This is a genomic window from Micromonospora sp. NPDC005173 (assembly GCF_040608515.1).
Classification (GTDB): domain Bacteria; phylum Actinomycetota; class Actinomycetes; order Mycobacteriales; family Micromonosporaceae; genus Micromonospora.
Genome location: NZ_JBEXIK010000033.1, coordinates 14,137 through 35,174, shown reverse-complemented (window position 1 = coordinate 35,174; position 21,038 = coordinate 14,137). Strand labels below are relative to the sequence as shown.

The 21,038-nt window shown below is 71.5% G+C and carries 19 protein-coding genes and 1 other RNA gene; 4 read left to right on the top strand and 16 right to left on the bottom strand.

All coding sequences use genetic code 11. The features are described 5' to 3' along the window. Positions 1 to 53: 53 nt before the first annotated feature. Positions 54 to 469: RNase P RNA component class A (gene rnpB, locus ABZV00_RS27570), an RNA gene on the bottom strand. A 152-nt stretch (positions 470 to 621) separates the two neighbouring features. On the opposite strand from rnpB, the gene ABZV00_RS27565 reads away from it, so the two are divergent. Further along, complete coding sequence (locus ABZV00_RS27565; protein ID WP_355611128.1) at positions 622 to 1,383, top strand: sulfite exporter TauE/SafE family protein; 762 nt, start codon at positions 622 to 624, stop codon at positions 1,381 to 1,383. A 35-nt stretch (positions 1,384 to 1,418) separates the two neighbouring features. Here the strand turns inward: ABZV00_RS27565 and ABZV00_RS27560 are convergent, their stop codons facing one another. After that, positions 1,419 to 2,651: an MFS transporter gene (locus ABZV00_RS27560; RefSeq protein ID WP_355611125.1), complete on the bottom strand. Its 1,233-nt coding sequence runs from the start codon at positions 2,649 to 2,651 to the stop codon at positions 1,419 to 1,421. A 54-nt stretch (positions 2,652 to 2,705) separates the two neighbouring features. Here ABZV00_RS27560 and ABZV00_RS27555 point away from each other — a divergent pair, with 54 nt between their 5' ends. Beyond that, positions 2,706 to 3,191 carry a MarR family transcriptional regulator gene (locus ABZV00_RS27555; RefSeq protein ID WP_355611122.1) on the top strand — a complete coding sequence of 162 codons (486 nt, stop codon included), beginning with the start codon at positions 2,706 to 2,708 and terminating at the stop codon, positions 3,189 to 3,191. Between the two features lie 201 nt (positions 3,192 to 3,392). Here the strand turns inward: ABZV00_RS27555 and mctP are convergent, their stop codons facing one another. The 9 genes from mctP to ABZV00_RS27510 form a co-directional block, all read right to left on the bottom strand. Further along, positions 3,393 to 5,042 carry a monocarboxylate uptake permease MctP gene (mctP, locus tag ABZV00_RS27550; protein ID WP_328419033.1) on the bottom strand — a complete coding sequence of 550 codons (1,650 nt, stop codon included), beginning with the start codon at positions 5,040 to 5,042 and terminating at the stop codon, positions 3,393 to 3,395. Then, positions 5,042 to 5,284: a DUF3311 domain-containing protein gene (locus ABZV00_RS27545; protein ID WP_328419034.1), complete on the bottom strand. Its 243-nt coding sequence runs from the start codon at positions 5,282 to 5,284 to the stop codon at positions 5,042 to 5,044. The genes mctP and ABZV00_RS27545 overlap by 1 nt, the downstream gene beginning before the upstream one ends. Positions 5,285 to 5,525: 241 nt before the next feature. Further along, positions 5,526 to 7,982, bottom strand: a complete 2,457-nt coding sequence (locus tag ABZV00_RS27540) for a M14 family zinc carboxypeptidase (protein ID WP_355611117.1) — start codon at positions 7,980 to 7,982, stop codon at positions 5,526 to 5,528. A 107-nt stretch (positions 7,983 to 8,089) separates the two neighbouring features. Then, a complete protein-coding gene (locus tag ABZV00_RS27535; RefSeq protein WP_350874228.1) occupies positions 8,090 to 8,170 on the bottom strand; it encodes a putative leader peptide in 81 nt (26 codons plus the stop codon). 90 nt (positions 8,171 to 8,260) lie between these two features. Beyond that, a complete protein-coding gene (locus ABZV00_RS27530) occupies positions 8,261 to 9,385 on the bottom strand; it encodes a bifunctional RNase H/acid phosphatase (protein ID WP_355611114.1) in 1,125 nt (374 codons plus the stop codon). Between the two features lie 3 nt (positions 9,386 to 9,388). Beyond that, positions 9,389 to 10,126 (bottom strand): C4-type zinc ribbon domain-containing protein, encoded by a 738-nt coding sequence (locus ABZV00_RS27525; RefSeq protein ID WP_328419037.1) that lies wholly within the window; start codon positions 10,124 to 10,126, stop codon positions 9,389 to 9,391. Continuing rightward, positions 10,116 to 10,952, bottom strand: a complete 837-nt coding sequence (locus ABZV00_RS27520; protein ID WP_328426817.1) for a Nif3-like dinuclear metal center hexameric protein — start codon at positions 10,950 to 10,952, stop codon at positions 10,116 to 10,118. Before ABZV00_RS27520 ends, ABZV00_RS27525 begins: the two co-directional genes overlap by 11 nt. Before the next feature lie 129 nt (positions 10,953 to 11,081). Continuing rightward, entirely contained in the window at positions 11,082 to 11,654 is a 573-nt protein-coding gene (locus tag ABZV00_RS27515) for a flavoprotein (RefSeq protein ID WP_355611111.1), read from the bottom strand. Between the two features lie 16 nt (positions 11,655 to 11,670). Then, positions 11,671 to 12,900 (bottom strand): helix-turn-helix domain-containing protein, encoded by a 1,230-nt coding sequence (locus tag ABZV00_RS27510; RefSeq protein WP_328419039.1) that lies wholly within the window; start codon positions 12,898 to 12,900, stop codon positions 11,671 to 11,673. A gap of 249 nt (positions 12,901 to 13,149) precedes the next feature. Between ABZV00_RS27510 and ABZV00_RS27505 the strand changes: the two genes are divergently transcribed. Beyond that, positions 13,150 to 13,821, top strand: coding sequence for a bifunctional DNA primase/polymerase (locus tag ABZV00_RS27505; protein WP_328426819.1), 672 nt, complete (start codon positions 13,150 to 13,152; stop codon positions 13,819 to 13,821). Between the two features lie 263 nt (positions 13,822 to 14,084). Here ABZV00_RS27505 and ABZV00_RS27500 read toward each other — a convergent pair whose 3' ends face one another. From ABZV00_RS27500 to ABZV00_RS27480, 5 genes are read right to left on the bottom strand one after another with little or no spacing between them, the layout of a single operon-like run. Beyond that, positions 14,085 to 14,807: an FAD:protein FMN transferase gene (locus ABZV00_RS27500; RefSeq protein WP_355611206.1), complete on the bottom strand. Its 723-nt coding sequence runs from the start codon at positions 14,805 to 14,807 to the stop codon at positions 14,085 to 14,087. Positions 14,808 to 14,856: 49 nt separating this feature from the next. Then, on the bottom strand, positions 14,857 to 15,441 hold the full coding sequence (locus tag ABZV00_RS27495) for an FMN-binding protein (RefSeq protein WP_355611108.1): 585 nt from the start codon (positions 15,439 to 15,441) through the stop codon (positions 14,857 to 14,859). Positions 15,442 to 15,452: 11 nt separating this feature from the next. Next, positions 15,453 to 16,871, bottom strand: coding sequence for a ferredoxin reductase family protein (locus ABZV00_RS27490; protein ID WP_355611105.1), 1,419 nt, complete (start codon positions 16,869 to 16,871; stop codon positions 15,453 to 15,455). Beyond that, a complete protein-coding gene (locus ABZV00_RS27485) occupies positions 16,868 to 18,250 on the bottom strand; it encodes a DUF1501 domain-containing protein (RefSeq protein ID WP_328419042.1) in 1,383 nt (460 codons plus the stop codon). Before ABZV00_RS27485 ends, ABZV00_RS27490 begins: the two co-directional genes overlap by 4 nt. 8 nt (positions 18,251 to 18,258) lie before the next feature. Further along, positions 18,259 to 20,349 carry a DUF1800 family protein gene (locus ABZV00_RS27480; RefSeq protein WP_355611102.1) on the bottom strand — a complete coding sequence of 697 codons (2,091 nt, stop codon included), beginning with the start codon at positions 20,347 to 20,349 and terminating at the stop codon, positions 18,259 to 18,261. 431 nt (positions 20,350 to 20,780) lie between these two features. On the opposite strand from ABZV00_RS27480, the gene ABZV00_RS27475 reads away from it, so the two are divergent. After that, positions 20,781 to 21,038 (top strand): DUF3040 domain-containing protein, encoded by a 258-nt coding sequence (locus tag ABZV00_RS27475; RefSeq protein ID WP_074313327.1) that lies wholly within the window; start codon positions 20,781 to 20,783, stop codon positions 21,036 to 21,038.

The following is a 21,038-nucleotide window of genomic DNA, read 5'->3' as shown; positions in this document are numbered from 1 at the left end:
GCTCGGACGTTGTTGCGCTGCTGCGGGTGGTGCGGCTCTGAGCTGGTGGGCGACGGACGAGTCGACCTGTACGCCGGATTCTGTGCGCGGCGCGTACCCCGAAGGGTTTGCGCCGGCGGCGGCCATCCATCTCGGCCTGCCGTTGCCGGCAGGCTCCAGCGGCCTACCCGCAGACATCGGGCGGGCAGCCCTCAAGCGTCTGCGCGGGGTCGTCATCTTGCGGTGACGGCCCTTACTTGGCCTTGCTCCGGGTGGGGTTTACCTAGCCACCCCGGTCACCCGGGGTGCTGGTGGGCTCTTACCCCACCGTTTCACCCTTACCGTCCCCGATGGGGTCGGCGGTCTGTTTTCTGTGGCACTGTCCCGCGGGTCACCCCGGGTTGCCGTTAACAACCACCCTGCCCTGTGGAGTCCGGACGTTCCTCGGCGGCGGGCCGAAGCCCGCCGACGCGGCCGCCCGGTCGACTCGTCCGTCGCGCTCTCATCCTAACGACGAACGGTCCGCCGGTATTGCCGCCCCGCCTGGGCAAGATCGCGCAGGTCAGGGGCGGTTGGGGAGGTCGCGGGGCCGGGGAGTCCGGCGTGCCCGCCCGACCAGGCGGGGGCTAGCCTCGTGGGGCTATGGATCTCTCCCACGCCGCGCTGCTGCTCGCCGCCGGTCTCGCCGCTGGCACGGTCAACGCGGTGGCCGGTGGCGGTTCGCTGATCACCTTTCCGGCGATGATCGCGATCGGGCTGCCTCCGGTGCCGGCGAACGTCAGCAACTCCGTCGCCGTGTTTCCCGGGTACCTGGCCAGCGTGGCGGGCAGCCGGGCGGATCTGCCGCGTGGTCGGGCCCTGGCCACCCTGGTGCCCACCACGGTCGTCGGCACGATCCTCGGGGCGTTGCTGCTGCTGGCCACCCCGGCCCGCGCGTTCGAGCTGGCCGTACCGTTTCTGGTGCTCGGCGCGACCGCGCTGCTCGCCTTCCAGGACCCACTGCGCCGGCTGGTCGGTCACCCCCGGGATCTGTCGCCGCGCCAGCGGACGGTCGCGGTGCAGACGATGGTCGCGCTGGGTGCGGTGTACGGCGGGTACTTCGGCGCGGCGCTCGGGGTGATGCTGGTCGCCGGGCTGGCCCTGGTGCTGGACGCGACGCTGGCCCGGGTCAGCGCGATCAAGAATCTGCTCTCGGCAGTGGTGGGGTGCACCACGCTGGTGGTGTTCGCCCTCTTCGGGCCGGTGAACTGGGCCGCCGTCGCGGTGGTCGCCCCGGCCACGCTGGTCGGCGGGTACGCCGGCGCCCGGGTGGTCCGCCGGCTGCCGCCGGCGCTGCTCAAGACGCTGATCGTGGTGTTCGGGACGGTGATCGGGCTCTACCTGCTCTGGCGCGCGCTGACCTGACCCCGGCCGGCGATCAGCCTGACCCTTGCCGGCGGTCAGTACGCCTCACCGACCGGCTCTTCCGGGGCGTGCTCGGTGTCGGCGGCGGTCCGGTTCCAGCGGGACCAGAGCACCCGCTCGCCGTAGCCGGCGGCCATCAGGTGCGCGAAGGCGAGGTAGACCAGCACGCCGACGGTGAGCACCCCGAAGCCGACCCAGTACGGCAGTGACAGCGAGTGCTCGGCGAGCTTGCCGGAGATGATCGGCGCTGGCGCGGCGGCACCCCAGCGGATCAGGTTGAACGCGCCGGTGGCCACCCGGCGGTCGCTGGAGCCGAGGCCGAGGGCCAGGTCGGTGAGGTTGGCGTTGGCCAGCCCCATGCAGAGCCCGGAGAGCACCAGCACCACCAGCGCCTCGGCGGTGCTGGTCGAGGTGGCGAAGAGGACCATGCAGACCAGCAGGCCTGCGATGGCGATGCCGACGGTCTGCACCGCGCCGATCCGGTGGGCCAGGCGGTGGCCGACCACCAGGATGCCGGCGGCCAGGCCGAGGCCCCAGCCGGTGAACGCCAGCCCCAGCGGGATGACGTCCAGGCCCAGGAAGAGCGGCGTGTAGCCGAGCACCACGAAGAAGACGAAGTTGTACGCGGCGGTCACCACGCAGAGCGCGATGAACGCCGGCCGGCGGTAGGTGGAGAAGATCTGGCCGACGCGTACCGGGGGCTGCCGGTTGGTCGGCTCGCGCAGCTTGCGGGCGGCCACACCGAGGGCGAGGACCATGAACACGCCGCAGACGAAGAACGGCAGCCGCCAGCTGACCTCGCCGAGCAGGCCGCCGATCAGCGGGCCGACGGCGAAGCCGAGACCGAGGGCGGTTTCGAAGAGGCCGACCACCCATTCCCGGTCGACGGCCAGGTTGACCAGCACCACCATGGCGGTGGCGAAGAACATCGCGTTGCCCAGCCCCCAGACGCCGCGCAGCACGGACAGCTGCACGATGTTGTTGCTGAGCGAGGCGAGGATCGCGGCCACGCCGACCACGGAGACGCCGGTGATCAGCACCGGCTTGAAACCAAACCGGCCGCTGGCCAGCGTCGCCGGGATCATGCCGACGGCCATCACCGCGATGTACGCGGTGAACAGCAGCTCGACCTGCCAGGCGGTGACCCCGATCGCGTCGCCGATGACCGGCAGGATCGGGTCGACGACGGCGATGCCGGCGATGGCGAGGAAGGCCACCAGTGTGGTGGCGTAGATGGCACTGCGGTTCGGTTCGGAACGCCGATCCACTCCGACTCCTCAACTAGCTGTATGATACAGATACTTATCTTGTATCATACAGCTATGAGCGATGACCCCTACCGGGCCAGCGATGCCGACGCCGACGAGGTCACCCTCGGCCAGATCGAGACCGAGGTGGCCCTGCTGCTGCGCCTCGGCGAGGCGACCCGGCGGGCCACCGGCACCGCCGAGCACCGGGTCCTCGACCGGGCGGCGTACGTGATCCTGCGCCATCTGGACGCCGCCGGTCCGCAGAACGTCTCCGCGCTCGCCGCCCGGCTCAACCTGGACGGCTCGACCGTGACCCGGCAGGTGTCCGCGCTACAGCGGGACGGTCTGATCACCCGCAGCCCGGACCCGTCCGACGGCCGGGGCACGGTCATCTCCCCCACCGCCACGGGCCTGCACCGGATGGCGGCGGTGCGGGCCGCACGGACCCGGCTCTACGGCGACATGCTCGCCGACTGGCCCACCGAGGACCGGGAAACCCTGGCGCTGATGCTGCGCCGCCTCAACGAGGCGCTGGAATCCCGCAACCGCCCCCGCTGAGCCCCGCCGCAAGCCAGGCCCCAGACGCGCTGAGCCCCGCCGCAAGCCAGGCCAAGACGCGCTGGGCCCAGGACGCACCAGGCCCAAGACGCGCCAGGCCGACAACAAGGGACAGGCCCCAGACGCACCAGGCCAACAAGAAAGGACGGGCCCCTCATCAACGCCTGGCGTCGATGAGGGGCCCGTCCTTCGCGAGGGGCGCTAGGCGACCGGTTCGCGGGCCGAGTCGGCGCCGCGCTCGGTGCCCGGGGTGACCCGGGGGTCGCCCTCGTCCGCGGAGTAGTCGTCCGGAGTGGTCCCGTCGACTCCCTCGTTCGCCTTGGCCGCCCGCAGGACCAGCGTCAGCAACGCCGCGACCGCCAGGTTGACCAACACCGCCACGATGCCGACGTAGATCGTCTTGGGGGTGTCGAAGCCGAACTTCTCCAGCGGGAACGCCGAGCCGCCGAAGTGCTTCCGGGTCGGGCTGGCCACCTGGTAGAGCATCCACATGCCGAGCCCCATCCCGGCGGCCCAGCCGGCGATCAGCGCGGTCCGGTGGAACCAGCGCGTGTAGAGGCCCAGCGCCACCGCCGGCAGCGTCTGGAGGATGATCACGCCGCCGATGAGCTGGAGGTCGATGGAGAACTGCGGGTCCAGGAAGACGATGCAGGCCACCGCGCCGACCTTGACCACCAGCGAGGTGATCTTCGAGACGTTCGCCTCCTGCGCCGGGCTGGCGTCCCGCTTCAGGTACTCCTTGTAGATGTTGCGAGTGAAGAGGTTCGCCGCCGCGATCGACATGATCGCTGCCGGCACCAGCGCGCCGATGCCGATCGCCGCGTAGGCGACTCCGGCGAACCAGTCCGGGAACTGCTGGTCGAAGAGCAGCGGCACGATGGTGTTGTTGTCCACACTGCCGTCCGACGCTCCCGGCAGCGGCTTCACCCCGGCCGCGATGGCCATGTAGCCGAGCAGCGCGATCAGCCCGAGCAGCAGGCTGTACGCCGGCAACGCCGACATGTTCCGCTTGATCACGTTCCGGTTCCGGCTGGCCAGCACGCCGGTGATGCTGTGCGGGTACAGGAACAGCGCCAACGCCGAACCGAACGCCAGTGTGACGTACTGGAGCTGGTTGTTGGCGTTGAGCAGGACGCCGTCGTTCGGGTTCGGTGACGCCTGGAACTTCGCGTCCGCCGCGTCGAAGATGTCTCCCCAACCGCCGAGCTTGTAGGGCAGGTAGATGACCGCCACCAGGATCACGATGTAGATCAGGCTGTCCTTGACGAACGCGATCAGCGCCGGCGCGCGCAGCCCCGACTGGTAGGTGTACGCGGCCAGGATGGCGAACGCGATGATGATCGGCAGGTGTCGGGCCAGGGTGCTCTCCCCGGTCACGCCCATGGTCTTGAGGACCGCCTCGATGCCGACCAGTTGCAGCGCGATGTAGGGCATCGTGGCCACGATGCCGGTGATCGCGATCAGCAGCGCCAGCACCGGGGAGTCGAAGCGCTTACGGACGAAGTCGGCCGGGGTGACGAAGCCGTGCCGGTGCGAGACCGACCAGAGCCGGACCAGCACCAGGAAGACCAGCGGGTAGACGACGATCGTGTACGGCACGGCGAAGAACCCGGCCGCACCGGCCCCGAACATCAGCGCGGGGACCGCCACGAAGGTGTACGCCGTGTAGAGGTCACCGCCGACCAGGAACCAGGTGATCCAGCCACCGAAGCTCCGCCCGCCCAGCCCCCACTCGTCGAGGTGCGCCATGTCCTTCGGCGCCCGCCAGCGGGCGGCCACGAAGCCCATCGCGCTGACCAGCAGGAACAACAGGGAAAAGACGATGATCTCGGTGAGATGATCACGCCACATCACCGCTCACCCCGCTTCTTTGTCAACTGGTAGACCAGCGTCGTGGTGGAAACGCCGAGCAGGATCCAGGCCAACTGCAGCCAGTAGAAACGCGGGAACCCGAAGATCCGGGGTGAGTCGCCATTGAAGAAGACCGGGATCAGCGGCACCACGATCGGGATGAAGAGCAACCAGTTCCAGGGGCTGTGGTCCTTCGCCCTGGTTGGCGCCGTGGTGGTCGCCTCCGGTTCGGGTGCAGCCATCTGACACACCTCCGGGAAGTCGTAACAAGCGATGTAACGGCCGGAGGCTACGACCCTGTGACCGCTGTCACGATCGGTGCGCGGAAAGCGCTGCGCCGAACGGCGTCCGTAGTGCGCCGAGCGGCATCAACCGGAGTACCCGGTGACGGACCGAACTGGCGGGCCCGGCGACGGCGTGAGGCCCGGGTGCGGTCGGCACCCGGGCCCCACATCGGCCGGTCGTCAGCTCACCCGGTCGGGGTCACCGCCGGGCCGCCCAGAGCAGGGCCCGGCCGAGTTGCGACTGAAGGCCCTTGGGGTGCAGGCGGAACGTCGGGTCGGTGCCGAACAGCACCACGCCGTTTCCGGCGGCGGAGACGCCCCGCACGATGCTGGCCTGGTTGGCGGCCGCAGCCTGCCCGTTGGCGCCGTCGGTGGCCCACCAGCCGGACAGCAGCGGGTCAGCGGCGTACGACTGCTCGACCTCGACGTTGGCGCCGAGGTTGGTGAACCAGACGGGCTGGCTGATGAACGCGTGCGGGATGGCCGAGGTGGTGACCGGTCCCCCGTTGTTCACGATGTTGGCCACCCCGCTGGCCAGGCTGGGCGCCGCGGTGGCGGTCACGGTCAGCAGCGCGGCGGCGTTACCGAAGGACGCCCCGGCGGTGCCCAGGCCGACCACTCCGCCGCCCCGGGCAAGGAAGCCGTCCAGGGCGGCCCGGTTCTCGGCGGTCAGGTTCGCCAGGTTGACGTTGTCGGCGACCAGCAGCACGTCGACGTCCTCGGTCAGCGTGCCGGCCAACGTCGCGGCGGTCACCGCACGCGCCTCGAATCCCAGGTCGGCGAGGGTGTCCCGCTCCTCGACCGAGCCGAGGTAGCCGACCACGACCCGGTCCAGCGGGGTGCCCCGCCAACCCCTGGGCGCCGGTTCGAAGCTGACGGCGCGGGCCTGCACCTCGGCGCGGGCCAGCTTGCGGTTGGCCGGGGTGGCGGGGACGACCACCGACCCGTCCGCGAGCCGGTACACCACGACGCCCTTGGCCAGCAGCGAGTTCACCGCGAGCAGGTCGGCGGCGTCCCGCAGGTCCAGGCGCAGGTCGGACCGGCCGGCGGGCAGCGTGCCCTCGGCCCGCCCATCGTAGGTCCGCTCCAGGCGTACCCCGGGCAGGGTGTTCCACAGGACGTCCACGGTGGCGCCCCAGGTCAGCCCCTGGCTCCAGGCGGCCGGGCCGGCGTAGAGGTCGTCCACCCGGTCGGTGATGTCCGCGCCCGGTTCGAGCAGCGAATTGACCAGGCCGCGCTTGGGCTGGTGCATGTCGACGACGTACGAGCCGGCTTGGTAGCTCTTGCCGCCGGCGGTGAACGCCTTCTTCGCCCGCCACACCCGGCCACCGCTGCCGATCAGTAGGTCGACCAGACGGGCCGCGGCCGGCTCGGAGCGCTGCCCGGTGCCGGTCGGGATCACGTACGAGCGGGGGAACGTGGTGTTGTAGTTGTCCTCCGGGCCCCAGCCCGGCACGTAGCCGTCGGGGATGTCGCGCAGCGGCTCACCGGCCAGGCCACGGCGGTAGACCTCGGCCTGGTCGTGCAGCACCTCGGCCCGGTGGTCCTGGATGTAGCGCAGCGAGGTGCGGATCGCCACCTCGTGCACGTCGGTGTTGATGCCGGACCGACGGACCCGCTCGGCGGGGGTGAGCGTGCTTCCGCGCGGGTTCAGCGGCGCCTCGATGGTGTACGGGATGCTGCTCTGCAGCATGGCGAACGACGGCACGTAGATCGGCGGGAAGTCGTCCCACACGCCCGGCTCGTCGTCACGGAACGGGATCCGGGCCCGCTGGGTCTCGGCGTAACCCAGACCGCGCAGGCCCTGCTCGATCGCCAGGGCGTTCGGCAGGCCGTGCTTGATGTACAGGTCGTACTCGTTGTTGACGTTGTGCGGCGGGGTGCTGGGGTGCAGCAGGGTCGGGTTGACGTACCCGTGCAGGTCCAGCGTGATGATCGGCTTGGTGTCGATGATCAGGTCGCGGATGAGGTTGGTCTCGGGCTGCGCGACGATGGTCAGGTCGCGGTTGAGGTCGTAGCCCGCCGCGTTGGCCCGGGTGCCGGCCACCCGGCCGTCCGGGTTGGAGGTGATGTTGAAGACCAGCCGGTTGCGCCGCAGCAGCGCGGCCACCTCGGGGCTGCGGTCGGTGGCGAGGTCCTCGATGACCCGCAGCGCCGCGTCGGTGCCCTCCCACTCGTTGCCGTGGATGTTGGCGTTGACGAAGAGCGGGGTCTTGTAGCCGGCGAGCAGCTTCCGGTCCCGCTGCGCCCGGGCCGGCTCGTCCTCGATGAGCCGCTTCCAGGTCTCCTGCTGCCGGGCCTCGGCACGGCTCTCCGGCGCGGTCACGGTGACCGCGTACAGGTCGTAGCCGCCGGCGGACTTCCCGGCGACCCGGGCGGAGACCCGGTCGCTGGTCCGCTGGAGGGCGTTCAGCTTCGGCGCGATCTCGTCGTACGGGAGGACGCCGATCGGGATGGACGCGTCGGCCGGGTTGTCCGGCCAGAGCGGGAGGGTGCTCTGCCGGGGGTAGCCCCGGACGTCGGAGAGGTCGACGGCGCGCGGCGGCACGGTGGGCAGCGCGGTGGCGGACGCCGGCCCGGTCAGGGCCACGGTGGCGAGCAGCGCGGCGCTCACCACTGTCGCGGTGAGCCGGGGTAAACGTCTCGTGGACAACATGGACGGATCTCCTGTCGGGAGGTACGCGCAGGCGGACGCGCCGCGGGGCCGGAGACCAGCGGTGAAGGGAAACGCCTGCAGCGTGCGAGGAAGGGAGGAACCCGGCGTCAGATGGAGCGTCGACAGGCGGCGCTGGCGACGCGCAGGAGGTCGATGTGACCCCGCTTCGTCAGATGAACGCTTCGCACGAAACCGATCTTGAGCCGGGCGGCATCCACTGTCAACAGTTTCCACACTGGTTGGAGCCGCCGAGCTAAAACCCTCCCGACAGGTGGGAATTAGTCGATCGTGGCGAGGTGTGCGGTGTCGTTGACCGTGCGCACCGCGACGCCGCCGTCGGGCCACATGTCGAGCACCGAGATGCCGGCCGCGCCCAGGAAGAGCCGGTGCAGGAAACCGTCGCCGGCCGCGAGCGCGTCGCGCAGCATCAGCTTGATCGGCGAGACGTGCGAGACGACCACCACGGTCTCAGCGGGGTACGCCTGGAGCAGCCCGGCGATGACCCGGTGACAGCGCTCGGCCACGTGGGTGAACGACTCGCCACCCGGCGGGGCGATCCGGGGGGAGGCGAGCCAGGCGTCCATCTCCCCCGGCCACTGCTGGCGCACCTCGGCGAAGGTGCGCCCCTCCCAGTCCCCGAAGTCGCACTCGATCAGGTCGTCCTCGGTGCGGACCGGCACGTCACCGAGCGCCCCGGCGATCGCCGCCGCGGTCTGCGTACACCGGGACAGCGGTGAGCTGAGCACAGCCGCGACGGACGGGGCCAGCGCGGCCACCCGGGCGGCGGTGGCCCCGGCCTGGGCCCGGCCGCGCTCGGAGAGCGGCACGTCGCCGCGGCCGGAGTAGCGCCGCTGCTCGGTGTACGCGGTCTCGCCGTGCCGGACCAGGATCAGCCGGGTGGCGGTGAAGCTCGGTCGCGGCTCCCAGGAGGCCGGTGCGGTCGCCGGGTCGCTGCCGGCGACCGGGGCGGCGGTTGCCACCGCGGGCCGGCCGGCGGCGGCGTCCATCGCGGCGTTGGCCAGCGCGTCGGCGTGCCGGTTCTGCTCGCGCGGGATCCAGGCGAACCGGACCGCGGCGAACCGGCCCACCAGCCCGGCCGCCTGGGCGGCGAGCGGTCGCAGACCGGGATGCTTGATCTGCCACCGGCCGCACATCTGCTCGACCACCAGCTTGGAGTCCATCCGGACGTCCACCTCGGCGGCACCCAGCTCGGCGGCGGCCGTCAGCCCGGCGATCAGCCCCTGGTACTCGGCGACGTTGTTGGTCGCCGTACCGAGCGACTCGGAGCGTTCGGCGAGCACCTCGTTGGTCTCCGCGTCACGCACCACCGCGCCGTAGCCGGCCGGGCCCGGGTTGCCCCGGGACCCGCCGTCGGCCTCGACGACGACCACGCGCGGCGCCACGACCTACAGACCCGACTCGTTGGTGCGGACCATGATCCGTCGGCAGTCCTCGCAGCGGACCACGTCGTCCGGGGCGGTCTTGCGGATCCGGGCCAGGTCGGCGCCGGAGAGCTCCAACCGGCAGCCGCCGCAGCGGCCCGCCGTGAGCAGCGCCGCGCCCAGGCCGGTGTCCTGGCGGATCTTGTCGTAGAGGGTGATCAGTTCGCCTGGGAGGTCGTCGGCGAGCGGCTGACGGGCCCCCCGCTTGAACTCCTCCTCCTTGGCGATCTCGGCCAGCGCGTCGTCCCGGCGCTTCTCGGTGGCGGCCCGCTTCTCCCGGGTGTCGGCCAGCCGCTGCTCCACGCCGTCCAGCACGCTTTGCGCGGTCTCCCGCTGCTCCATCAGCTCCAGCTCGGCGTCCTCCAGGTCGCCCTGGCGCCGGTTCAGCGAGACCAGCTCGTGCTGGAGCGCCTCCAGCTCCCGGGCCGGGCCGGTGCCCGCGGCCAGCCGGTTCTGGTCCTTCTCCTTGCGGGCCCGAACCTGCTCGACGTCCTTCTCCAACCGGGCGATGTCCCGGTCCAGGTCGTCGACCGCCACCTGGGCGCGGACCCGCTCGTCCTCCAGCGACGACAGCTCCCGGGCCTGCGCCTCCAGCTCGGCCCGCTCCGGCAGCGAACGCCGGCGGTGGGCGAGCTGGGCGAGGTTGGTGTCGATCGCCTGGAGGTCGAGCAGGCGGCGCTGCACCTGGGGGTCAGCCTTCACGGTCGGGCTCCTTGTCGTCCACAGCGGGTGCGGCGGCGTGTACGGTCCACGGGTCGGTATCCAGGTCGGACACCAGCGTCTCGACGCCCGGCGCCTCCCGCAGGAGGGCTGCCAGATCGTCCAGCCACGGTCGTTCGGTCGCCCAGTGGGCGGCGTCGATCAGGGCGGGACCGTCGGCGGCGAGGTGCTCGCTTGCCGGGTGGTGCCGCAGATCGGCGGTGAGGAACGCGTCCACCCCGGCGGCGGTCGCGGCGCCGAGGAAACTGTCCCCCGACCCGCCGCTGACGGCGAGGGTACGAACCATACGCCCGGGATCCCCCGCGGCGCGAACTCCCCAGGACGTGACGGGGAGCACGGCGGCGGCGTGCCGGGTCAGCTCGGCGAGCGTCATCGGACGGGGCAGCTCGCCGATCCGACCGATGCCCCGGTCGTCGCCGTGCGCGGGCGACCCGGGCGCGGGCCGCTGCAGCGGCCGCAGGCCGGTCAGCCCGAACCGGGCGGCGAGGGCGTCCGAGACCCCCGGGGACGCCACGTCGGCGTTGGTGTGCGCCACGTAGAGCGCCACCCCAGCCCGGATCAGCTGGTGGATGATCCGCCCCTTGAACGTCGTCGGGGCGACCGAGGAGACCCCGCGCAGCAGCAGCGGGTGGTGCGCAACGATCATGTCGACGCCGGCGGCCAGCGCCTCGGCGACCGTCTCCGGCACCACATCGACCACGCAGAGCACCCGACGGACCGGGGCGGACGGCTCGCCGAGCACCAGGCCCACCCGGTCCCACTCCTCCGCCCAGACCGGCGGGTAGCGCCGTTCCAGCTCGGCCACCACGTCGGTCACCGTGGGGGTGGATCCGCATACGCTCACGGCGGGCCAGCTTACCGGCGCGGAGGCCATCGGGCGGCGACGCCCGGCCCGGCCTCGCCGGTCGGGTGGCGGGCCGGGCGGGCGGTCTGACCGCTAGGCGGCGCTCCAGGAGATGGCGCGCAGCGTGGTCAGCGGCATCGACCAGGGGAACGCGTGCAGGTGCTGCTCGCCGGTACCCGGCGGATGCAGGGCGACCACGTGATCAACGAAGAGCACCGTGACGCCCCACTCGGCCAGCCGGGCGATGCCGGCCCGGAACGCCGGGTGGGCGGCCATCGCGGCGTTGGTGTACGGCACCGCCACGATGGGAAGGCCCTTGCCCTGCGCCTCGACCAGCAACCCGAGCGCCAACGTGTCGGCGATCCCGGCCGCCCACTTGTTGACCGTGTTCACGGTGGCGGGGCAGACGATCATCGCGTCGGCGGGCGGCAGCACGTCCGGATCACCGGGGTTCTTGTAGTGCGTCCGCACCGGGTGGCCGGTCTGCCGGGCCAGGGCGGGCCTGTCGACGAACTTGGCGCCGTCCGGTGTGACGACCACGCACACCTCCCAACCATCCTGCTGGGCCAGGTCGACCAGGCGCCCGACGTGCCGGGCCAGCGGCGAACCGCAGGCGATGACATAGAGCACCTCGCGGTGCCCGCTGATGTGCGGTGAACCGGCCATCAAACCGGCTCCACGCTCATACCCCTACTCCCATGTGCTCAGCCAACTCCGCTACCGGAGAAGGCGGCGCACCACGTGTGCGACGCAGGATGTCCGACATCACCTCGTGCGCGATCGGCCGGCAGCGGATCTCCGACGGAGCGAGCCGGTCGCCGCGCAGCAGCATCTCGCCGGCGTTCGCCACGTCGCCCATCTGGGCGAAACCGCGGGCGATGTCGAGCAGGTGGTGCGCGCGACGTTCGGGCAGCAACGCGTTGAAGGAGGGCTCCACGATGCGCAACTGATGCACCTCCACCGCCCGACCCCCGTCGCCCAGCTCCACCGCGGCGGCGGCCCGGTGCAGCTCGACGTTGGTCGGGCCGAACGAGGTCCAGTAGTGGTTCTGGTCGCCGCCGAGCAGGGTGGCAGCCTCCTCGGCGCCGTTGATCAGGTCGTCGACGGTGGCCGAGTCACCGATCCGGGAAGCGGCCATGGCGCCCTGGAGCAGCAGCATGCCGTAGACGGAGAGCCGCGCCGGGGAGGCGTCGTTGCCACCTCCGGGCGCGAGCCGGTTGGCGATGTTGACGTTCAGCTCCAGCGCCGGGCGGGCCCGGCCCATCGCGACCAGGGCGTTGCACACGCGGGTGGTGGCGATGCCGGCCAGCAGTTGGTCATCGGCCCGCTGGGCCACCGCCATCGACCGGTCCGCGGCCAGCCAGGCCAGCTCGCACTCGCCGAGCTTGCGCAGCACCGAGGAGGCGATCTGGTAGACCTGCCCGAGCAGGTGTGCCGCCTCCGCGGCCTGCTCCCCGCCGTAGCTGGCGTCGGCCGCCTGGGCGTCGCGCAGCAGCTTCGGCAGCGCGCGGGTGAGCATCCCGTAGCGGCCGTACTGGTAGGTGAGCCAGGCGTGGTTGACGGCCTTGCGCATGTCGTCCAGCGGCGGCGGGTACGGCGCCGCGTCGAAGTACGCGCTCATCGAGTCGTACCGCTCCAGCGCCGCCCGGATCTCCTGCACCTCGACCTGGTCGATGCAGTTCAGCGCATCGGTGCGCCGCTCCGGGTCCTTGCCCATCAGCAGTTGCACGTCCACCTGGAGGATGTCGGCGATCTCGTAGAGGACCGAGAACTTGTCCAACCGACGGACGCCCCGCTCGACCTTGTCCACCCAGCTCTTCGACTTGCCCAACCGGTCCGCGAAGACCTGCTGCGACATCTTGCGTCGCCCCCGCCAGTAGGCCACTCGCCGCCCTACGGGTAGCTCGTCCATCTCCCCATCCCTCCCCTGCCGCCCCGGCCAATCAGGCCCGGGCGATGTCCGCGGGCGTGGCGAAAGTCATCCATGTTTAGGTTTTGCCTGGTCGCACAGCTAGTGCGTCAGCCATACAGCCAGTCCTCGTACTTTTCGTGCAAGTTGCACGAGCCGTTTCGTCAACCTCAACGATCGTGGGTTACGGCAGTGACGGTGCTCGACATGCGACCTGGCGTTCGCCGGGCCCGACGAGGGGAGATGGCAAACATGTGGGGGAACGTCGCACCGCGCGTCGCCGAACTGTCGCCGCTGGAAAGAGTCCGGCTGCGCCGGGTCGCCGTGCGGTACGCCGCGCACGGGTGGGAGGTCACCCCGGGGGCCTGTCTGGCCCGCAGCCGGTTCGTGTGCGGCCGGGCCGGCTGCCCCACCGTGGGCTGCCATCCCGCCCTGGAGAACTGGGAGCTGGCGGCCAGCGCCGACCCGGCCCGGGTGGCCAACTGGTGGCGGGCCCGCCCACACGGCGTGCTGCTGCCGACCGGTCGGGCCTTCGACGTGCTGGAGGTGCCCGCCCACCTCGGCCAGCTCGTGCTCGACGCGGTGCAGACCCACCCGGCCGGCACCGGCGTACGCGGACCGGTGCTGGTCACCCCCACCGGGCGGTGGATGTTCCTGGTCCGCCCCGGCGATCCGCTCCGGCCGGAGCTGGAGCACTGCTTCCACGTGGTCCGGCACGGGCCGGGGTCGTGGATCCCGGCACCGCCCACCCGGCTGCCAGAGGGGACGGTGCGCTGGGCGGTCGCCCCGGAGCAGGCCCGCTGGCAGCTTCCGGATTCCTACCTCGTGCAGAACACGCTGATCGAGGCGCTGCGCGCCACCGGGGTGACCCTCGCCCCCGACCTGCTCCCCGGTCACCTGCCGCTGCCCCGGCGGGGCATGTGAACCGGCCCCCGTGGGCGATTCCATCCGGTGACCGACAGCGTCGCCGAGGCGTCGGTCCTCGTTGACAGTGAGACGGCGCGAACGCGCGCCACGAACGGGGGAACGATGTCCACGGACGACCGAGCGCCTCATCCCGGCGGCACCGAACCGCCCCGGCGTAGCCACCCACGACACCGGTGGGCCGGCACCCGCCCGTCCGGCTCGCGCCCCGGCCGTCCCCGCCCCACCGGTTCCCGTCCCGCTGGCACCCACCGCCCGCTCCGCTAGTCCGTGCGGGGCATGCCGGCGGAGACGAACTGGCGGGCATCGTCGGTGATGACGGCGTGGGTGTGGTCGGGGAGGCGGCCCAGCCAGCCGATCCCGGCGACCCCCATGGCCAGCGCCGCGGTGGCGTAGGCGTCGGACACCCCGAGGTCGGTGCCGACCACGGTCACGGATCGCAGCCCACCGGCCGGCGCGCCCCGGCGCGGGTCCAGCACGTGTCGACCCCGCTCATAGACCCCGGACGTGGCCACGGCCAGATCGGTCCCGGCCAGCACCAGGCAGGCCGCCATCGGGTCCCAGGGGTGCCGAATACCGATGCGCCACGGCTCGCCGGACGGGGAGAAGCCGCGTACCCGCACGTCACCGCCGGCGTTCACGCAGTGGTTCGCCGCGCCGGCGGCGAGCAGCCGGTCCGAGGCGACCTGTGCCGCCCAGCCCTTGACGAACCCGGACGGGTCGAGCCGGCCGGTGGCGTACGCGTCGAAGAACCCATCGGTGGCGCCCCACAGGTCGGCGCAGGCCTCCAACACGAACCGCAGGTCCGCCGACGCCTCGGAGAGCAGCACCTCGCCCCGGTCGAAGCGGCACACCTCGCTGTCCGTCCGGTACGTGCTGAACCGCGCGTCCACCTCGCGCATCCAGGCGAAGACCTGGTCGGCCAGCTCGCGCAGCCGCGCCGGTGGCAGGTCGTCGGCGAGGTCCAGGGTGATGGCCGTACCCATGATCTGCTCGACCTGGCACAGCCCGGGTCGGGTCATCGTCGCCGGCACGTCAGAACGCCTCCTCGATCGCGCCTCGCAGCGACTGCTTGTAGGAGTTGCTGGTCTCGGTGGCACCGGAGACGGTGTTGAGGTTGGCGCTCTGCTTCTGCACCACCTCCCCACCGGTGCCGTTGTACCTGTCCCGGACGTCGCCGCTGTGGATGTCGGACTCGCCCCCGCTGGGCAGCGACAGCGAGATGGCCTCGATGATCCGGGTGCCGGAGACCACGATCTGCACCTGCACGTACCCGTACTCGTTGTCCACGCCCGGCCCGGTGACCCGGCGGGTGGTCGGCTGCGGCGCCTTGGTGGTGGTCCGCGGTGCGGTGGGGGCCTTCGCGGTGGTGCGGGTGCCGGACGGGCGGGCGGTGCTCTTGCTCGGCTTGGGCGACGACGGCGCGTTGGGAGCCACCGACGGCGTCGGTGCGACGCCCACCGGGGCGGCGCTCGGGTCGACACCCTGCGGGGTGGGGTTGACCGACTGGCCGGCAGGCAGGTCCTGGGCGACCTGGGAGGTGCCCGGCGAGCCCTTGAGCACCACCAGCGCGGTGGTGCTGGCGGCCAGACCGGTGATCGCGAGGAACGCGCGACGCATGGGATGCCTTCCTACAACTCGAAGGTGGCCAGGTGGATCTGCCGGCGGGGGACGCCGGCCCGGCGCAACGCGCGCACCGACTGCTCGACCAGCCCGGGCGGCCCGCACAGGTAGACGTCGCGCCGGGCCACGTCGGGCACCAGTTGCCGCAGCCCGTCCGGGCTCATCAACTGGCGGGGGCCGGGGTCGTCGCGGGAGCCGATGACGTACCAGACCGAGGTGTCCCGGGCCTGGGCCAGCCAGTCCAGCTCATAGCTGAGCAGCACGTCGGCCGGGGTGCGGGCCCGGTAGATCAGCGCGGCGCCCGGCGGCAACTCCTCCAGCATGGCCCGGATCGGGGTGATGCCACTGCCGCCGGCGATCAGCAGCGCCCGGTCGCCGACCCGGTGCGCCGCCGTGAAGGTGCCCGACGGGCCCTGCGCCCAGACCCGGGTGCCCGGGTCCAGGTCGCGCAGGTCGGCGGTGTGCGAGCCGACCACCTTGACGGTGAGGCGCAGCCAGCGGCCGTTGGCCGCGGCGGAGACGGAGAACGGGTGCGACTGCCACCAGCAGCCGCGGGTGAGGAAGCGCCAGCGGAAGTACTGCCCGCCGAGCATCGCCAGCCGGCCCAGCCGCTCACCGGTGAGGTAGATGGAGATGGTGTCCGGGCTCTCCGCGACCACGTCGGCGACCCGCAGCCGGTACCGCAGGTTGAACGCCAGCGGCGCGATCACCCGACCCCAGAGCAGGGCGGCGACCACCAGCACGTAGAGGGCGATCCAGCCGGTACGCACCGGCCCGGGCTTGTACAGCTGCGCACCGTGGCTGAACTGGTGCCCGAAGCCGAGCAGCAGGATCAGATAGCTGGACCAGTGCAGCAGGTGCCACAGCTCGTAGGGCAACGCCCGCCGGATCGCCCGCACGCTGCTGAACCCGACCAGCATCATGATGCCGGTGGCGACGAACGCCGAGACCATGTCCTCGTAGTCGCCGAGCAGTACGCCGACCTCGGCGAACACGGAGTGGTTACGCAGGTCCGCGTAGCCGACCAGGATCAGCGACATGTGCGCCAGCACAGCGACCAGCAGGGTCGCACCGACGTCGCGGTGCCAGCGGGCCAGTTGTTCGCCGCCGATCCACCGCTCCAGCACCGGCAGCCGGCTCATCATCAGCACCTGCACCAGCAGCAGGTAGCCGGCGACCAGGCCGGTGATCCGGCCGGCCGCGGTCACGGTGGCCGCGGTGGTCTTCAACGAGCCGGCGGGGGTGCCCAGCCACCACGGCAGCACGCTGGCGAGCAGGCCGACCAGGAGCAGCACGGCCAGCAGCCGCCGCCCGCCGGGTCCGCGCCGGTCCGGGATCGGCGGGGGTACGGGCTCAGCCGTCCGGCCGCCGTGCCGGGACGAGGTCCCGGTGCGGCGGCCGGCGGCGTGGGTGTGCGAATGCGTCACGCGTACAGCTTCATCGGGGCGTACTTCTGGCGGGGGAAGACCTTGTCCACCTCCGCGTTGGTGAGCCCGAACCGGCCCTGCGCGACCGCGCCGTAGACGTTGAACATGTTGTTGTACTCGGGCACGTCACCGGAATCCAGCTTGTCCAGGCCGTTCCAGGTGCCGAGCAGCGAGCCGGCCAGCTTCTTGCCGGACAGCAGGGTGACCACCCCGCCGTGCCCGTGGTCGGTGCCGCCGCCGTTGGAGCCGACCCGGCGCCCGAACTCGCTGGACACCATGATCGTCACGTCGGCGGCCTGCGGGCCGAGGTCGGTGAAGAACGCGGCCATGGCGCTGGCCAGCTCGTTCAGCCGGCGGTGCAGTTGGCCGCCCTCGCGGGTGCCCTGGTTCTCGTGGGTGTCGTAGCCACCCATGCCGACGGTGGCGACCCGTACGTTGGCGCCACCCTTGATCAGCTGGGCGAGCTGCTTGAACGCGTTGCCGACGCCCTCGTACGTGACCCCCGCGGCCGGCTGGTACGGCTTGGCTGCGAGCTTCTGCGCCGTGGCCAGCGCGCCCATGCCCTCCTGCACGGCCTCCTCGACCGGGTGGTTGATCCCGGTGAAGAGCCCCTTGATCGCCTTCTCGGTGGCGGCCCGGAACCGCTCGTCGCCGTTGAGCCGCAGCGAGCCGACGTTGTTCAGCGAGAGCGCGCCGTTGTTGCCGACCAGCGAGCGGGGCAGCGTGCTGCCGATGCCGACGCTCCGGAAGGCGGTGCCCTTGCCGAGGTTGTCGACCAGGCCGTCCAGCCAGCCCCGGCCGCCGGTCTCGTTCGGCAGCCCGCCCAGGTTGCAGGCGTCCGCGGCCTGGAAGTGGCTGCGCGACAGCCGCTCGTCGGAGACCGCCGGGATGAAGCCCAACTGGCCAGCCTTGAGCCACTGCTCCAGCGGCTTGAACGCGCTGGTCAGCTTGAAGCCGCGGCCCAGGGCCAGCGAGTCGTTGCCGAGCAGCAGGTCGGGGCGGGCCTTGGCGAGCACCGCGTCGCCGTCCGGTGCGACCAGGCTCAGCCCGTCCAACCCGCCGTAGAGGAAGACGTGGATCAGGGTGCCGGTCTTGGTCGCCGCGAACGACGCCGAGGTGGTGACGAACTGGGCGGTGGCCAGCGCGGTGGCGGTGGCCGCCGCACCGGCGACGAAGGTCCGCCGGGTGACACCGCGACCGTCCTGCTGGGCCTCCTCCAGATCCTCCAGGGTGCGGTAGCGGTCGGCCTCGGCGGCGTTCTCGGCGGCGACGAGGTCGGCCTCCGCCCGCAGCAGCGCCTCGGCCGGGTTGTCGGCCAGCCGCCGCAGGTCGGGGCATTCAGGGTGCAGGGGGAAAGAGTTGTACACAGTCTTCTCCATCGGGTGCCTCACCGGAGGTGGTGCTGGGGGGAAGCGAGGATCGCCCGCGCGACGGCGGTGATGGCCCCGTTGAACGTGGCGTCGACCTTGGCGCTCGCCGGCACACCGGCCACACCGAGGACCAGGTTCTTCTCGCGGGCGGTCAACTTCTGGTTCACCAGCCGCTGGGCGAGCGCGTCCACGTACGCCCCGGCGGTGGCCGGCGGCTTGGCGACCAGCTTCTCCGGCGCCGTGTACGTGAAGACGGTGCGGTAGCCGGCGAGGAGTTCACCGGCCTCGTTCCAGCCGTTGACCATGGTGCCGGCCGAGGTCCAGGCGACGTAGACGTCCGGGTAGCCGTCCGGGGTGGGCTGGCCCATCGGGTACTGGCCCAACTCGCGCAGCTTGTCGTGGATCTGCCGCAGGCCGCGGGCGTACGGGGTGCGCTTGCTGTCACCGTTGTTGTGCTTCGGCGACGCGTCCGGCGAGACGCCCAGGGTGCGGTACGTGGCGGCCAGGTACTCCATCGGCCGGCGCACCTTCTGCCCCACCGCGGCCCAGAACTCCGAGGAGCTGAACAGCGTCATCAACACCGGCTTGATCATGCCGTTGTTGGTGGAGTACGTCTTGGCCAGCCGGTCCACCAGGGACTTCGGCGGGGTGTCCGAGACGAACCGGGTCGCCAGGCTCTGCGCCACGTACTTCGCGGTCGACGGGTGCAGCGCGATGTAGGTGATGTACGCGTCGATCGCGGCTTCGGCCTTCTTCGGGTCCGACGAGTTGTTCGCGTGCGTGAAGGTGAGGATCTTCACCTTGCCGACGTAGTGCTGCTCGGGCCTGAAGACGTACTTGCCGTCCTGGACGCCGCGGCCGGTCTGGAGCAGGGCTGCCTGGCGCACGTCCGGCTCCTTGTAGCCGCCGTCCACGCCGACCGAGTAGAGCTCCAGGTTCTCCCGGGCGAGGTTCTCGTTGATCGCGTCCTTGCGGGAGTCCTTCTGGTTCAGGTAGATCAGCAGCGCGGGATGCTTGTTCGCGGCGACCAGCATCTCCGGGTAGCTGCCCAGCGCGTGCGCCCGCACGACGTCCTTGTCGAACGAGTTGCGGTACACCTCGCCGCCGTCGAAGTCGGCGGCGACGTGCAGGAAGTCGTTCCAGAAGTCGACCATCACCTCGAACAGCTGGCGCTTGGACCAGATCTGCCGCGCGATGGTGGCGTCGACCATCTCCCGCTCCGGCTGGGCGCCCTGGTCGTTGAGCGTGTCGCGCTGGTCGCGCAGCTGCTGCACGCTGAGCTTCTGGGTGGGCAGCTCGGCGAGCTTCAGCTCGGCCTTGCTGGGTTCGAGCTTGTCCGGGTCCAGTTGCCCGCGGATCCAGCCGTCGATGCCCAGCTTCTTGATGTCGGCGACCACCGCGGGCGTCGCCCCGAAGGTGGCCCGCCGGGCCAGGTGCAGGATCGGGTCCTTGGCCAGCACTGTCTTGACGGTCACCGTGGTCTCCGCCGCGGCCGCGGCCGGGCCGGAGAAGCTGCGCCCACCGGTGGGCGAGTTCTTCTTCAGCGCCTCGCCGGCGCGGGAGCCCATGTAGCTCTCGTTCTGCTCGGTGTAGGTGCGCACCGTGCTGGGCTGCTGGCCGCTGGGCCGAGCCGCGGTGCCGTCGGTGACGGTGCTGCCGGTCGCGTCGGCCGCCGCCTCGTCACCGAACAGGCTGCGGAACTGCGGGGTCATGGCGAGTGCCGCGCCACCGGCGACGACGGCGGCGGTGCCGCCGAGCGCCACGATTGCCTTGCGCCGGCCGACCTTGCGGCCCGGCTCGTCGTCATCGTCCAAGGTGGGCAGTCCGGTGCCGGCCGGCCGGGCCGGGGCCGGGCGGCCAAGACCCTCCGGGCCGACCCACTGCGGTCCACGCGGGGCGGGAGCGGGGTGTCCGGCGTGCGCGTACCCGTCGGCGTACTGCTCGCGCGGGTCGGCCTGCGGGTAGCCGCCCTGGTAGGTGTGGGGCGAGTCGTGCCCGTACGACGCGGACGGGTTGTGGTCGCCGTACCCGTCCGAGGTGTGGTGCTGGCGTCCGTCCCAGCCGCGGTCGTCCCGCGGTCGACGTGGTGGCACATTCTGGTCGGCCATGTACCAATCCCGATTTCTGATGAGCGCCGAAAGCTGCGACCGAGCAGGTGCGGCAGGTGCGGCGACTGTTGCCTGAGGGGGTTGCTACGGCAAAGTAACCAAGGCCTCAGGTGCCTTCAAGGTGGGCGGAAGACCCCCGTGAGGGCACTTAAGACACCGCTCAGCGCCGCGTTGGCGGCGGGCCGCGTACCGGCGCCGAACCCGGACCTTCCCAGCAGGGCGGACGTACGGCAGTCGGGTACGGATCGGACCGCGTCGCCGTGTTGGACACATTCAGCGTCGTTGTCCACCACAGGGAAATTTAAGGTCCGGATAAGCCGTACGTGAGGTTGCCTCGGGACCGAGGAAAGTAGCAGCATCGGGTGAGCGTGAGCCGCCGCAACAGCGGGTATGCCGCCGAACCGCTGAACGCGTGAGGGGAAGGCAGCGCCATGCTCAGCAAAGAGGATCAGCGCAGGTTCGACCAGATCACCCGTCAGCTCCGCGAGAGTGACCCGGCTTTCTTCAACCGGCTGGACCATCGGGTCCGAGCCCGCAGGGGCCGTTACCTGATGTTGTTGACCATCGTGCTGTGGGCGTCGCTACCGGCGATGACCGTGTTCGCCGGCCGGCTGGCCGGTGCGATCTGCGCGGTGGTACTGGTGGCCAACGCCGCGATCATGTGGCGGTTCCGCCGCCGCTGGACGTGA

Excerpts from the sequence above, each read along its gene's own strand:
- ABZV00_RS27565 (WP_355611128.1), top strand. The coding sequence starts at position 622 with ATGGATCTCTCCCACGCCGCGCTGCTGCTCGCCGCCGGTCTCGCCGCT.
- ABZV00_RS27555 (WP_355611122.1), top strand. The coding sequence starts at position 2,706 with ATGAGCGATGACCCCTACCGGGCCAGCGATGCCGACGCCGACGAGGTC.
- mctP (WP_328419033.1), bottom strand. The coding sequence starts at position 5,042 with ATGTGGCGTGATCATCTCACCGAGATCATCGTCTTTTCCCTGTTGTTC.
- ABZV00_RS27545 (WP_328419034.1), bottom strand. The coding sequence starts at position 5,284 with ATGGCTGCACCCGAACCGGAGGCGACCACCACGGCGCCAACCAGGGCG.
- ABZV00_RS27540 (WP_355611117.1), bottom strand. The coding sequence starts at position 7,982 with ATGTTGTCCACGAGACGTTTACCCCGGCTCACCGCGACAGTGGTGAGC.
- ABZV00_RS27515 (WP_355611111.1), bottom strand. The coding sequence starts at position 11,654 with ATGGCCGGTTCACCGCACATCAGCGGGCACCGCGAGGTGCTCTATGTC.
- ABZV00_RS27510 (WP_328419039.1), bottom strand. The coding sequence starts at position 12,900 with ATGGACGAGCTACCCGTAGGGCGGCGAGTGGCCTACTGGCGGGGGCGA.
- ABZV00_RS27505 (WP_328426819.1), top strand. The coding sequence starts at position 13,150 with ATGTGGGGGAACGTCGCACCGCGCGTCGCCGAACTGTCGCCGCTGGAA.
- ABZV00_RS27500 (WP_355611206.1), bottom strand. The coding sequence starts at position 14,807 with ATGGGTACGGCCATCACCCTGGACCTCGCCGACGACCTGCCACCGGCG.
- ABZV00_RS27495 (WP_355611108.1), bottom strand. The coding sequence starts at position 15,441 with ATGCGTCGCGCGTTCCTCGCGATCACCGGTCTGGCCGCCAGCACCACC.
- ABZV00_RS27485 (WP_328419042.1), bottom strand. The coding sequence starts at position 18,250 with ATGGAGAAGACTGTGTACAACTCTTTCCCCCTGCACCCTGAATGCCCC.
- ABZV00_RS27480 (WP_355611102.1), bottom strand. The coding sequence starts at position 20,349 with ATGGCCGACCAGAATGTGCCACCACGTCGACCGCGGGACGACCGCGGC.
- ABZV00_RS27475 (WP_074313327.1), top strand. The coding sequence starts at position 20,781 with ATGCTCAGCAAAGAGGATCAGCGCAGGTTCGACCAGATCACCCGTCAG.